This window comes from Paraburkholderia sp. Ac-20347, from assembly GCF_017104805.1.
Classification (GTDB): Bacteria; Pseudomonadota; Gammaproteobacteria; order Burkholderiales; family Burkholderiaceae; genus Paraburkholderia; species Paraburkholderia tropica.
Window position 1 is genome coordinate 1 of sequence record NZ_JAAGPN010000242.1, and the last position, 12,324, is coordinate 12,324.

Annotated in this window: 11 protein-coding genes; 6 read left to right on the forward strand and 5 right to left on the reverse strand. The window is 66.7% G+C overall.

Annotated elements, in window-relative coordinates; all coding sequences use genetic code 11:
• Positions 1–146 (reverse strand): AraC family transcriptional regulator ligand-binding domain-containing protein (locus tag G3N97_RS39710; protein ID WP_241030933.1); only part of this gene is annotated, 146 nt, incomplete at its 3' end.
• Between the two features lie 258 nt (positions 147–404).
• Between G3N97_RS39710 and G3N97_RS30720 the strand changes: the two genes are divergently transcribed.
• Genes G3N97_RS30720 through G3N97_RS30735 form a run of 4 tightly spaced genes read left to right on the forward strand, consistent with a single transcriptional unit; the run spans position 405 to position 5,305 of the window.
• Positions 405–1,538, forward strand: a complete 1,134-nt coding sequence (locus G3N97_RS30720) for an acyl-CoA dehydrogenase family protein (protein ID WP_205996719.1) — start codon at positions 405–407, stop codon at positions 1,536–1,538.
• Between the two features lie 48 nt (positions 1,539–1,586).
• Complete coding sequence (locus G3N97_RS30725) at positions 1,587–3,311, forward strand: AMP-binding protein (protein ID WP_205996702.1); 1,725 nt, start codon at positions 1,587–1,589, stop codon at positions 3,309–3,311.
• Positions 3,312–3,334: 23 nt separating this feature from the next.
• A complete protein-coding gene (locus G3N97_RS30730) occupies positions 3,335–4,120 on the forward strand; it encodes an enoyl-CoA hydratase (RefSeq protein ID WP_205996704.1) in 786 nt (261 codons plus the stop codon).
• A 3-nt stretch (positions 4,121–4,123) separates the two neighbouring features.
• Positions 4,124–5,305 (forward strand): enoyl-CoA hydratase/isomerase family protein, encoded by a 1,182-nt coding sequence (locus G3N97_RS30735; protein WP_205996706.1) that lies wholly within the window; start codon positions 4,124–4,126, stop codon positions 5,303–5,305.
• Between the two features lie 95 nt (positions 5,306–5,400).
• Here G3N97_RS30735 and G3N97_RS30740 read toward each other — a convergent pair whose 3' ends face one another.
• Positions 5,401–5,721: a pyrimidine/purine nucleoside phosphorylase gene (locus G3N97_RS30740; RefSeq protein ID WP_065057737.1), complete on the reverse strand. Its 321-nt coding sequence runs from the start codon at positions 5,719–5,721 to the stop codon at positions 5,401–5,403.
• 391 nt (positions 5,722–6,112) lie between these two features.
• On the opposite strand from G3N97_RS30740, the gene G3N97_RS30745 reads away from it, so the two are divergent.
• Positions 6,113–8,380 (forward strand): TonB-dependent siderophore receptor, encoded by a 2,268-nt coding sequence (locus tag G3N97_RS30745; RefSeq protein WP_205996707.1) that lies wholly within the window; start codon positions 6,113–6,115, stop codon positions 8,378–8,380.
• A 95-nt stretch (positions 8,381–8,475) separates the two neighbouring features.
• Here the strand turns inward: G3N97_RS30745 and G3N97_RS30750 are convergent, their stop codons facing one another.
• Both G3N97_RS30750 and G3N97_RS30755 read right to left on the reverse strand, forming a co-directional pair.
• Complete coding sequence (locus G3N97_RS30750; RefSeq protein ID WP_065057709.1) at positions 8,476–9,276, reverse strand: family 1 encapsulin nanocompartment shell protein; 801 nt, start codon at positions 9,274–9,276, stop codon at positions 8,476–8,478.
• Positions 9,269–10,351, reverse strand: coding sequence for a Dyp-type peroxidase (locus G3N97_RS30755; protein WP_205996709.1), 1,083 nt, complete (start codon positions 10,349–10,351; stop codon positions 9,269–9,271). The genes G3N97_RS30750 and G3N97_RS30755 overlap by 8 nt, the downstream gene beginning before the upstream one ends.
• Positions 10,352–10,566: 215 nt before the next feature.
• On the opposite strand from G3N97_RS30755, the gene G3N97_RS30760 reads away from it, so the two are divergent.
• Positions 10,567–10,854 (forward strand): hypothetical protein, encoded by a 288-nt coding sequence (locus G3N97_RS30760; RefSeq protein WP_205996710.1) that lies wholly within the window; start codon positions 10,567–10,569, stop codon positions 10,852–10,854.
• A gap of 77 nt (positions 10,855–10,931) precedes the next feature.
• On the opposite strand, the gene G3N97_RS30765 is transcribed toward G3N97_RS30760, so the two are convergent.
• Positions 10,932–12,324, reverse strand: a 1,393-nt coding sequence (locus G3N97_RS30765) for an LssY C-terminal domain-containing protein (RefSeq protein WP_205996712.1), incomplete at its 5' end; no start/stop codon positions are given.

Consider the following 12,324-nt stretch of genomic DNA (forward strand, 5'->3'; position numbering starts at 1 on the left):
GACCACAGCGCGCCGTATTGCGCCGCGCTCACGCGGGCGCGCGGCGCGTCGAGCAGGTCCGCGCCGATGCCCGCCGCGTCGAGCACCGGTGAAACATCGAGCCCCTGGGCGCGCGCGAGCGCCAGCGTCTCGTTGACGAGACTCATCGCGATCGTGCCTTTTTCGCTCACTCTGCTGGTTTTCCCTGACTGCAAGGACTGGCCTCCGGTGGGGTTATCGCAGACGATATGGTAAATCCGCTCAGTCAGTTTGATCGTGGCGGGCATCGAATGCCAGTGCGCCGATGCCTAAACTTTTCGCGAGCCTTGCAGTGGTGCGCAGCCGGGGCCACAGTGGCAACGAGGCTGTGGGCGACGCCGATGCGCGCCACGCGCCGCACGGCACGAGACATGAAGGGGACAAACATGGACGAGTTCTACACCGAAGATCAGCGCATGATCCGCGACGCCGCGCGCGATTTCGCGACCGAGCGCCTCGCGCCCCACGCGGCGCAATGGGACCGCGACGGCAAGCTGCCCGACGAAGTCGTCGCGCAACTGGGCGAACTGGGCCTGCTCGGCATGATCGTGCCGCAGGAGCAGGGCGGTTCGTACACCGATTACGTGGCCTACGCGCTCGCGATGGAAGAGATCGCCGCGGGCTGCGCCTCGTGCGCGACGCTCATGAGCGTGCACAACTCGGTGGGCTGCGGCCCGATCCTCCAGTACGGCACCGACGCGCAGAAAGACCGCTGGCTCGCGAAGCTCGCGAGCGGCGAGATGATCGGCGCGTTCTGCCTGACCGAGCCGCAGGCCGGTTCGGAGGCGAACAATCTGCGCACGCGCGCCGAGCTGCGCGACGGCCAGTGGGTGCTCAACGGCAACAAGCAGTTCGTGACCAACGGCGCGCGCGCGAGCCTCGCGATCGTGTTCGCGGTCACCGATCCCGAGGCGGGCAAGCGCGGCATTTCCGCGTTCGTCGTGCCCACGGATACGCCGGGTTTCAACGTCGGGCCGCCCGAAAAGAAGATGGGCATCCGCGCCTCGGACACCTGTCCGATCACCTTCACCGATTGCGCGATTCCCGAAGCGAACCTGCTCGGCCAGCGCGGCGAGGGCTTGAAAATCGCGCTGTCGAATCTCGAAGGCGGACGCATCGGCATCGCGGCGCAGGCGCTCGGCATCGCGCGCGCGGCCTTCGATGCGGCGCGCGCTTACGCGCACGAACGCGTGCAGTTCGGCGAGCCGCTCATCAAGCATCAGAGTGTGGCCAACATGCTGGCGGACATGCATACGCGCCTCAACGCCGCGCGCCATCTCGTGCATCACGCGGCGCGTCTGCGCACGCTCGGCAAGCCGTGTTTGTCGGAGGCGTCGCAAGCCAAGCTCTACGCCTCGGAAATGGCCGAAGAAGTGTGCTCGCACGCCATCCAGATTCACGGCGGCTACGGCTTCCTCAACGACTATCCGGTCGAGCGTCATTACCGCGACGCGCGCATCACGCAGATTTACGAAGGCACGAGCGAAGTGCAGCGCATGGTGATCGCGCGGCAGCTTTGAAGATGGAAAGGATGGCTAAATAAATAACGATAGCAACTGGAGACGACGATGACCGGGTTCACCCCTTCCGCGCAGGCCTTCATCGACGCACGCGATCTGCTGCAGCGTCACCGCACCGACTACGCGCGCGCTTACGCGGAATTCGCGTGGCCGAAGCTCGACACGTTCAACTGGGCGCTCGATTACTTCGACGTGATCGCGCGCGGCAACGCGAATCCGGCGCTCTGGATCGTCGACGATCTCGCAGGCGGCGGCACGCAGTATTCGTATGCGCAGATGGCCGAACGCTCGGCGCGCGTGGCGAATTTCCTGCGCGAACAAGGCGTGGGACGCGGCGATCGTCTGTTGCTGATGCTGCCGAACCGCGTCGAACTCTGGGACGTCATGCTCGCGGCGATGAAGCTCGGCGCCGTGGTGCTGCCCGCCACCACGCAGCTTTCGCCCGACGACGTGCGCGAGCGCGTGGAAGCGGGCGGCGCGCAATACGTCGTGGTCGATGCGGCGGAACTCGCGAAGTTCGACACGCTCGACGCGAACGTGAAGCGCATCGCGGTGGGCGCGCCGGACGTCGGCACGCCGTGGATCGATCTGTCGCGCGCCTATGCGGCCAGCGCCGCGTTCGTGCCCGACGGCCCGACGCGCGCGAGCGATCCGATGCTGCTCTACTTCACGTCCGGCACGACCTCGAAGCCCAAGCTTGTCGAGCACACGCATCAGAGCTATCCGGTTGGCCATCTGTCGACGATGTACTGGATCGGCCTCGTGCCCGGCGACGTGCACTGGAACATCAGCTCGCCAGGCTGGGCCAAACACGCGTGGAGCTGCTTCTTCGCGCCGTGGAATGCGCAGGCCTGTGTGTTCGTCTACAACTACGCGCGCTTCGTGCCGAAAGAGACGCTGAACGCGATCGTGCAATGCGGCGTGACCACGCTGTGCGCGCCGCCGACCGTGTGGCGCATGCTCGTGCAGGAGCCGCTCGCGAGCTATCCGGTGAAACTGCGCGAGATCGTCGGCGCGGGCGAGCCGCTCAATCCCGAGATCATCGAGCGCGTGCGTCACGCCTGGAACATCACGATTCGCGACGGCTACGGCCAGACCGAAACCACCTGCCAGATCGGCAATTCGCCGGGCCAGCCCGTGGTGGCCGGATCGATGGGGCGGCCGCTGCCGGGTTATCGCGTCGAACTCGTCGATCCCGACGATCAGCCCGCGAACGAAGGCGAAATCGCGCTGCCGCTCGGGCCGGATTCGACGCTGCGTCCGCTCGGCCTGATGACCGGCTACGCGAACAACGCGAAGGCGAGCGAGTACGCCATGCGCAACGGCTACTACCACACGTCCGACGTGGCGATGCGCGCCGAAAACGGCTACTACGTCTACGTCGGTCGCGCCGACGACGTGTTCAAGTCGTCCGATTACCGGCTCAGTCCGTTCGAACTCGAAAGCGTGCTGATCGAGCACGAAGCGATTGCTGAAGCGGCCGTCGTGCCGAGCCCCGACGAACTGCGTCTCTCGGTGCCGAAGGCGTTCGTGATCGTGCGTCAGGGCTACGAGATCGGCCCCGATCTCGCGCGCGAAGTGTTCCGTTTTTCGCGCGAGAAACTCGCGCCGTACAAGCGCATTCGGCGGCTGCAATTCAGCGATCTGCCGAAGACGATTTCGGGCAAGATCCGCCGTGTGGAACTGCGTCGCCGCGAGATGGATCGCACGCCCGACACCGCGCGCCAGCCCGACGAATACTGGGAAGAGGATTTCCCCGAACTGCGCGGTTGAGCCCGCGCGCACGGAGTCACGCCATGATCGAATTCGAATACGTGCACGAGGGCGCGGTTGCGCTCGTCACGCTCACGCGCGCGCCCGCGAACGCCTTCACCGTCGATGGCTTGCGTCAGCTTCAGCAGGTCATTGAAGCGTTCGACCGCGAGGCGCAGGTGCGCGCCATCGTCGTCACCGGCAGCGGGCCGAAGTTTTTCAGCGCGGGCGCCGATCTGAACGCTTTCGCCGATGGCGACCGCGAAGCCGCGCGCACGGCGGCCACGGCGTTCGGCGCGGCCTTCGAAACGCTGCAAAACGCGCGCGCGGTGACCATCGCGGCGATCAACGGCTATGCGATGGGCGGCGGGCTCGAATGCGCGCTGGCGTGCGATATCCGCGTGGCCGAGGAACAGGCGCAGCTCGCGCTGCCCGAGCCCGCCGTGGGTTTGCTGCCGTGCGGATGCGGCACGCAGACGCTGCCCTGGCTCGTCGGCGAAGGCTGGGCCAAGCGCATCATCCTCACGGGCGAGCGCGTGGACGCGGCCACGGCGCTGCGTATCGGTCTCGTCGAAGAAGTCGTGCCGCGGGGCGGGGCGCGCGAGGCCGCGCTCGCGATGGCGGCGCGCGTTGCCGGGCTGAGTCCGCACGCGGTCACGTCGAGCAAGGCGCTGATCCATCAGGCGCGCAACGGCGTGCCGCGCGGCGCGGCGCTGGCGGTCGAGCGCGAGCGTTTCGTCGATCTGTTCGATTCGCCCAATCAGCGCGAGGGCGTGAAGGCCTTTCTCGAGAAGCGCAAACCGCGCTGGCACAGTGAAATGGAGAACTAAGTCATGAATGCACGACCGGAAGCCGTGCGGCACGCGGCGGCGGAAACATCCGCGCAAACGGAAGCGCTATCGCCTGGCCAAAGCGAGGTGCTGTACCGCGAGGTCAATCGCGTCGCGATCATTACGCTCAATCGTCCGGCCGCGCTCAACGCGCTTTCGCATGCGATGGTGCGCGAGCTGGCCGTGCTGCTCGAACGCGTGCGTCACGATCCCGAGGTCGTTGCGCTCGTGCTCGAAGGCGCGGGTCCGAAGGGCTTTTGCGCGGGCGGCGACGTGCGTGCGATCGACCGGCTCGCACGCGCGGGCGAACGGCTCGGCGACGAGGGCTGGCAGCAGTTTTTTGTCGACGAATACCGGCTCGATTACGCGCTGCATACCTTCGACAAACCGGTCGTCGCGCTGCTCGACGGCGTGACGATGGGCGGCGGCATGGGGCTCGGCCAGGCGGCGTCGCTGCGCGTGGCGACCACGCGCACGAAGATCGCGATGCCGGAAACGCGCATCGGCCTGTTGCCCGACGTGGGCGCGACGCATTTTCTCGCTCGCATGCCCGCGCACATGGAGCTGTATGTGGGACTCACCAGCGCGCTGCTCAATGGCGCGGACGCGCTGCATCTGCATCTCGCCGATGTCTGCGTGCCGGGCGACTGGCTCGACGGCTACGAGGCGCGGCTCGCGCAGGCGTCGTTCGACGGCGGCGTGTACAACGGGCTGCGGCAGGTGTTCGAGACGTCAGGACACGACGCGATCGCGAGTCCGCTCGCCGCGCTGGAGCCGCTGATCGCGCGGTATTTCGAGCCGCACGCGCGCGTGGGCGAGATCGTCGCTTCGCTGCGGGCCGATCTCGAAGGCGAGCCGCCCGGCGACGCGCGCGCCTGGCGCGAAGCCACGCTCGACGCGCTCACGCACTATTCGCCGACGATGCTCGAAGTCACGCGCGAGGCGCTGCTGCGCGGCCGTCACGTGACGCTCGCGGAGAGCTTCCGCATGGAGCTGGGCATCGTCGTGCACGCGATCGAGGAGGGCGACTTCTGCGAGGGCGTGCGTGCGCATCTCGTCGACAAGGACCGCACGCCGCGCTGGACGCCCGCGACGCTAGCCGACTTGCGCGAGCCGCGTGTGCAGCAGTTTCTCGCGTCGCCGTGGCGCGCGCAGGAGCATCCGCTGGCGGATCTGGGCGCGTGATCTCGACGCCATGAAAAACGCCCGCCGTGCGCAAGGCACGGCGGGCGTTTTTGTCTGAGCGCGGCGCGCTTACACGCTCGACGCGCTTACTGCGTTCACAGATAGCTGCAGCAGTAATCGAGCGTTTCGACCACGTCGATGTCGAAGCGGCTCTTGCCCGGCACCGAGAACGATTCGCCCGCCGCGTACGTCTTCCATTCGTCGCTGCCGTCCAGACGGATGCGGCACTTGCCGGCTTGCACTTCCATCAGCTCGGGCGCGTCGGTGCCGAAGTTCAGCTGGCCAGGCAGGATCACGCCGAGCGTCTTGCGCGTGCCGTCCGCGAACAGCACCGTGTGCGAGACGCACTTGCCGTCGAAGTACACGTTGGCCTTGCGGATTACGGAAACCTGGTCGAATTGCGTTGCTGCCGTCATGGCGGTCTTCCTCTGAGTCGTCGTGAATGAATGCGTGGGCGCCTCGCCGCGCAGGGCGGCGCGCGAAGCGCGGCCCGCCATCATACCGGCTCCCGGCGCGTCCTGACATGGCTCGCCGGTCAGCGCCGATCAGTCGCCCGCCACCCGCCTCATCCCCGTATTCCGGCCTTTGCGAGCCGCGCGCCTTGCCGTCGCCGACGATCCCCGATGCCATCGATGTTGAATATTCAGTAATCAGTGTTTACAGAAAAGTAACATGTAATTACAATTGCGATGGCAAATGAGAATCATACGCATTTGCAAATAACATAAATCACAGGGGTCCGGAAGTGCTGCGTGGCGCGTGTCGCCCGGCGCTATCCCGTCTCCGCCTTCGATCAAGCCGCTCACCATGTCCGCTCACTTCCCGAGTCGGATGCGCACTGTCGCGTCCGTCGCAGCCCTCTATTGCTCCGGATTTTTCGCCGCGACCGCCGCGCATGCGCAAGCTGCGCCGGCCGTGCCCGCATCCGCCAGCACCGCATCCAACCCCGCCGCCGCCACGACGCCCACGCCGAACGCCGCCGACGCCATGCTGCCCGCCGTCAAGGTGAGCTCCTCGGCGCCGTCGGAGATGCAGACGAAGACGCTTTCGTCGTACAAGTTCACTTCGCCGCTCATCGACACGCCGCGCTCGATCACGGTGATTCCGGAAGAAGTGCTCAAGCAGAAGAACGTTTCGACGTTCCAGGACGCGCTGCGCACGGTGCCGGGCATCACCTTCCTCGGCGGCGACGCGGCGGCGAATCCGTCGGCGGACCGTCCGGTGATTCGCGGCTTCGAGTCGCGCAACTCGATCTTCGTCGACGGCATGCGCGACTCGGGCGTGCAGAACCGCGAGACCTTCGACGTGGAGAACATCAGCGTCGTGAAGGGCCCGGACTCGGTGTACGCGGGGCGCGGCTCGGTCGGCGGCAGCATCGACATCACGACCAAGACGCCGCAGGCCGACAGCTTCATCAACGGCAGCATCGGCCTCGGCACCGACAGCTATCGCCGCGCGACCATCGACTGGAACCAGCAGCTCAACGACACCACCGCGTTCCGCCTGAACGCGATGGGCCACGACGCCGACCAGGCGGGCCGCACCAACGTCTACAGCAAGCGCTGGGGCGTGGCGCCGTCGATCGCGTTCGGCCTGAACTCGCCGACCACGGTCACGGTGAGCTACTACCACCTGAGCAGCTACGACATGCCCGACTTCAGCGTGCCGTTCCGTTCGACGGGCGGCACGCCAGTGCCGAGCAACCGCAGCCAGTTCTACGGCCTGAATTCGCGCGACTATCGCTACGGCCAGACCGACACGGGTGAAGTGAAGGTCGAGCACCGCTTCAACGACGCGTGGAAGATCCACAACACGACGATGTTCGGCCGCTCGACGCTCGACTATCTCGCGACCAATCCGCAGATCTCCAGCACGAATCCGAATCTGCTGAGCCTGCAGGCCAAGAGCGGCAAGTACGCGACCAACAGCGTGTCGAACCAGACCGAGGCGAACGGCAAGTTCGATCTCTACGGCATGCACCACACGCTCACGGCGGGCGTGGAGTTCAGCCACGAGCAGGATCTCTACGAGGGTTATCTCGTCACCGATTCGAAGGGCAACAACATCCGCTCGGGCGGCCCGTGCTCGGTGGCGTACAACTGCACGCCGCTCGGCAGCTGGAACCCGAACAATCCGTGGACCGGCAGCGTGCTGCTCAACGGCGACAAGAGCTTCCCCGGCCCGGCGACGCATACGCAGACCAACACCGCCTCGGCGTATCTGTTCGATAGCGTGCAGCTTTCGCAGCGCTGGATCTTCAATGCGGGCGTGCGTTTCGACCGTTACGACGTGACGGCCGAGCAAGCGGGCGTGGCGAATCTGAACAACACGTCGAACCTGTTCAGCTATCAGTTCGGCCTCGTCTTCAAGCCGATCGACACGGTGAGCCTGTACGCGTCGTACGGCACGTCGGCGAATCCGCCGGGTTCGAACTCGGGTCTGGGCGGCGGCACCGACCAGCTCGTGGCGACCAATCAGGATCTCGCGCCGGAGCGTTCGCGCAATATCGAAGTGGGCGCGAAGTGGGACGTGCTCGACCGCCGTCTGTCGCTGACGACGGCGCTGTTTCAGACCGACAAGACCAACGCACGCGTGAGCGATGGCCTGGGTGGCACGATCAACGCCGGTTCGCAGCGCGTGCGCGGCTTCGAATTCGGCTTCGCGGGCAACGTGACGGAAAAGTGGGCCGTGTTCGGCGGCTATTCGTATCTCGACGCGATCACGACCAACGCGGGTCCGACGAGCCCGGCGCTCTCCGGCCTGCCGATGGTGATGGTGCCCAAGCACAACTTCACGCTGTGGACGAGCTACGACGTGCTGCCGAAGCTGAACATCGGCGCGGGCGCGACGGTGTCGAGCCTGACGTATGCGTCGGTGTCGGCGACCTCGCGCAAGTGGACGCCGGGCTACGCGCGTTTCGACGCCTCGGCGACGTGGCGCGTCTCGAAGAAGATCGACCTGCAGCTCAACGTGAACAATATCTTCGACAAGAAGTACTACCAGAGCGCGTATCCGATCTACGCGACCTGGGCGCCGGGCCGCTCGGCGATGGTCACGCTGAACTTCTATCAGTGAAGCGTGGACGGAAGGTGTAAATGAAAAAGGGGCGCTGCGAGCGCCCCTTTTTTTGCGTGTGCGTCATGCACGTGCGTTAAGTGCAACGCGCGCGCTTACTCCGCCGTCACCGTCACCGACGCTTCGGACGTCAGCATCATGAACGTGAAGCTTTCCTGCAGATACAGCTTCACGCTCTTGTCGTCGTGCGAGGCATAGCCGATCGACACGTCCTGACCCAGATGCAGCGCGAAGTCGCCGCCGCGCGTGCTGAGAATGCTGCCGCCTTCGATCGCCGGCGCCCAGATGATCTCGCCGTTCACGAGGCGGCGGATGTGTTCGAGAATCGGATAGCCCTGATCGCTCGCCTCGCTCACCGCCGTGTAGGCGTCCGAGCCGAGCAGCACCGCGTACGGGCCATCCACGCCTTGCAGGCGCAGTTGTTCGAGCGCCTTGGCGATGACCGTCGGGTAATCGGCGATGTCGGCGGGCATCGGCAGCAGCGGGTTCGACGTGCCTTCGCGAATGCCCGTGATCTGCGCGGCTTTGTAGCCGTCGAAGATCGCGCGGTCTTCGGCGAACGCGAGGCGCGTGGCCGCGTCTTTCGCCGGCTGCCAGTCGGAGTCTTCCGCGCCGCGCTCGACGTCGTCGATGGCTTCGCGCGAGAGTTCGAACGGCACGCGCAGTTCGACGATCGCCTTCACTTCGCGCTGGCGCGCGCGGATGCCGTCGAGCGGCGCTTCGATGCCGTTCTGATGGCCGGTGCCGACCGCGGCGAGCGCGGCGCCGCCGGGGCCGTTCACGTCCACGACGCGGCGGCCCGCCAGCGAGCGCTTGAAGGTACGCGCGACTTCTTCTTCGATCTGCGACCACGCGGCCGTGGAAATGGGCGCCAGCTCGCGATGGAGGTTATTCATACCGGGGTGCTCCTTTGAGTGATCCGATGGCGAGCGAGCCGTCCGCGTTGGCGGCGGCTGTCTCGGTTTGCGTGTCCGGCGCCGAGGCGTCCGGCGTGTCGATGGTGGCGGCCGCGCCCGGTTCGTGGTCGGCGAGCGCTTCGAGCAGCGGCTGCGACGGCACGAAGAACAGCCCGCCGGTCACGGCGCGGCTGAAGTCGAGCAGGCGGTCGTAGTTGCCCGGCGGCAAACCGACGAACATGTTTTCCAGCATCTGCTCGATGGGCGCGGGCGAGCGCGCGTAGCCGATGAAATACGTGCCGAACTCGCCCGAGCCCGGCCGGCCGAACGGCATGTTGTCGCGCAGGATCTTGATCTCGTTGCCGTCGGCGTCGTCGAGCGTGGTCAGCGAGCTGTGCGACCAGCTCGGCTTCACGTCTTCGTCGAGTTCGATGTCCTGCAGCTTGGTGCGCCCGATGATGTGTTCCTGCGCTTCCACGGGCAGCGCGTTCCAGCCCTTCATGTCGTGCAGGTACTTCTGCACCAGCACGTAGCTGCCGCCGCAAAATTCCGGATCTTCGGTTTCGCCGATCACGGTGAAATGGACCGCTTCGTTGCCGGTCGGATTCTCCGTGCCGTCGACGAAACCGATCATCGCGCGCATGTCGAAGTTGCGGAAGCCGTGCACTTCGTCCTCGGTCGTGACCGCGCCGTCGAGCTTCTTCATGAGCTGCGTGGCGAGTTCGAAGCAGAGGTCGGTTTCGTCGGCGCGAATGTGCAGCAGAATGTCGCCCGGCGTGGCGACGGCCACGCGCTCGCCCTTGCCGAATTCGCGGAACGGGTGCAATTCGGCGGGACGCGGCTCGCCGAACAGCTTGTCCCATGCGTCGGACGAAAAGCCGACCACGCACGAGAGGTTGCCGGCGGGCACGCGTTTGCCGACGGCGCGCACGAGATTGCCGACGTCCGCGCACCAGGCGCGCACGGCGGCGCGGCTGGCGGCATCCTCGTTGACGGACAGGACGATGAAAAACGCGCTGCGGGTGACGGCGCTGGAGACGGACTGCGGTTCCTGCGTGAGTGAGGCCGGCGTCATGGTGTGGGGTTTCGCTCGTGAAGTCGGATGCGGATACGGCACCGCGCACGCAGCGGCTGCGCGCGGGCGGGAAGCTTTCGGTTCCCTGCCGGGCGCGCGTGGGGAGCGTGGGGGCCAGTGCCGCATAGTGTAATCAAACTCGCGGAAACAGGCGGTTTGCAGGTAAAAGGCGCGCGTGCGACGATAGACCTGTCCTGTCCGCGGAGAGATCAGTCATGTGGGATCACACCGAGCATGAAGGCTTCGAAATCTGGGTATTGCCGATTCCGGCATTCGGGCCGCGTTCGCCCGAGCCGCTGTTCCACTACAGCGGCTATATCTGCCGGCACGGCGCGGACGCGCATCTGGACGGGCGCAGCGTGCGTTTTCACGATCTGATGCGTAATTACGTCGGGCCCGATGCGGCGCTCGACGCCGCTTACGCCGACGCACGCTCGCGCATCGACCGCTTCCACGCCAGCGGCAGTTGGGCCGAGTCGCAGGCTCAGCCGGGCGCGCAGTAGATCCGGCGAATGGCGCGCATGCCGCGAACGCCACGATCGGTGCACCGCCAGCCGGTGCGCTGAATCGCCGCGCCCATTCAGTGGTTGCCGGAAACGACCAGCATGACCGGACGCCCTTCGCAGCCTTCGCTGCCCGGCATCGTCGTGACGCGCCAGCCGGGCGGCTCGCCGGGCGCGGCCAGGTCGGGGCGGCGGACCTGGTCGCTGCCGTCGTTGTCGCGATCCACGTAGGTCGTCAGCACGTTGAACGGCCAGGACGCGCGACGCAGCCGTTCGTGCACGAGCGAGCCCACCCAGATCGGCGTGTTGTCGGGCGCGAGCGCATAACCGGTCGGCCAGAAGCGCAGCACGTCGCGGCGGCTGCCGGGCCGCTGCGGATCGTCGGGCAGATGCACGCGCGCGAACACCAGCGGCGACGGCTGGCCGTTGTTCAGCTTCGGCAGCAGCGGCAGCGAGAGCGCATCGACGTTCGGCGCGACCAGCGAGAGCACGCTCTTCACCGAAAACTGCGTGCCCTCGCGCCAGCCCGCGTCGCGCAGCGCGTGGCTCAGGTCGGCGGCGCTGGCGGCCCACTGGAGCGTCATCGGCTCGCGGCGCTCGCCTTTCATGTCGACGCGATAGCACGCGAAGGTGCGCCAGAGCGTGTCGGTCCACGCGAGCTGGCTCACCGTCACCGGCGGTTCTTCGTCGCGCGATTCCACGGACGCGACGTGCCCGGCCGCGCCGCGCTGCAGCACGAACGCCAGCACCAGCACCGCGAGCACGATCGACGGCATGACGTTGTGCTCGGGCGGACGCTGCGGATAGCGCCACAGCGAGAGCAGCACGACCGCCGCGACCCAGATCGAGGCGAAGGCCGCGCCGCCGATCGCGTCGGAGAACAGGAAGCGGTCGAAATAGAGGCCCGCGAAGGTCACCGACACCACGATCGCATTGCCGAGCGTCGCCACCACGGCGGCCTGCGGCGTGTTCACGCGCCGCACGAGCAGGAACATCATGAAGCCGTAGACGATCACCATCGACGCCACGCGGTCGCTCGGGAACACGTACGCGCCCACGTGCGCCGCCGCGCCGACATCGTGATGGATCAGAATGCGCAGCACGAGGATGAGCGCCTGCGAGACGCCCGCGGCCAGCATCCAGTACGCGATGGTGCGCCAGCGCCGTTCGAGCGCCATCCACGCAGTCACGGTCACGACCAGCAAGGCGAGCGTCAGATTGCTGCCGAGCGTTTCGACGCGCGCGAGCACGTCGTCAGCCCAGGTCGTGTGGATCGAATGCAGAAAGAGGCGCACCGACTGGTCGATCTGCACGAGCGGATCGCCGCGCAGCAGGTTGCTCAGCACGTACGAGAACACGGCCGCGCACAGCGGCACCAGCGCCGTCACCACCAGCACGGCGCCCAGCGCGGGCTGCTGGGGATCGAGCAGGCGCGCGATGCGCCGCGCCGCCGGGCTTGCGCCGTGCTGC

Excerpts from the sequence above, each read along its gene's own strand:
- G3N97_RS30735 (WP_205996706.1), top strand. The coding sequence starts at position 4,124 with ATGAATGCACGACCGGAAGCCGTGCGGCACGCGGCGGCGGAAACATCC.
- G3N97_RS30750 (WP_065057709.1), bottom strand. The coding sequence starts at position 9,276 with ATGAATAACCTCCATCGCGAGCTGGCGCCCATTTCCACGGCCGCGTGG.
- G3N97_RS30720 (WP_205996719.1), top strand. The coding sequence starts at position 405 with ATGGACGAGTTCTACACCGAAGATCAGCGCATGATCCGCGACGCCGCG.
- G3N97_RS30740 (WP_065057737.1), bottom strand. The coding sequence starts at position 5,721 with ATGACGGCAGCAACGCAATTCGACCAGGTTTCCGTAATCCGCAAGGCC.
- G3N97_RS30730 (WP_205996704.1), top strand. The coding sequence starts at position 3,335 with ATGATCGAATTCGAATACGTGCACGAGGGCGCGGTTGCGCTCGTCACG.
- G3N97_RS30745 (WP_205996707.1), top strand. The coding sequence starts at position 6,113 with ATGTCCGCTCACTTCCCGAGTCGGATGCGCACTGTCGCGTCCGTCGCA.
- G3N97_RS30725 (WP_205996702.1), top strand. The coding sequence starts at position 1,587 with ATGACCGGGTTCACCCCTTCCGCGCAGGCCTTCATCGACGCACGCGAT.
- G3N97_RS30760 (WP_205996710.1), top strand. The coding sequence starts at position 10,567 with ATGTGGGATCACACCGAGCATGAAGGCTTCGAAATCTGGGTATTGCCG.
- G3N97_RS30755 (WP_205996709.1), bottom strand. The coding sequence starts at position 10,351 with ATGACGCCGGCCTCACTCACGCAGGAACCGCAGTCCGTCTCCAGCGCC.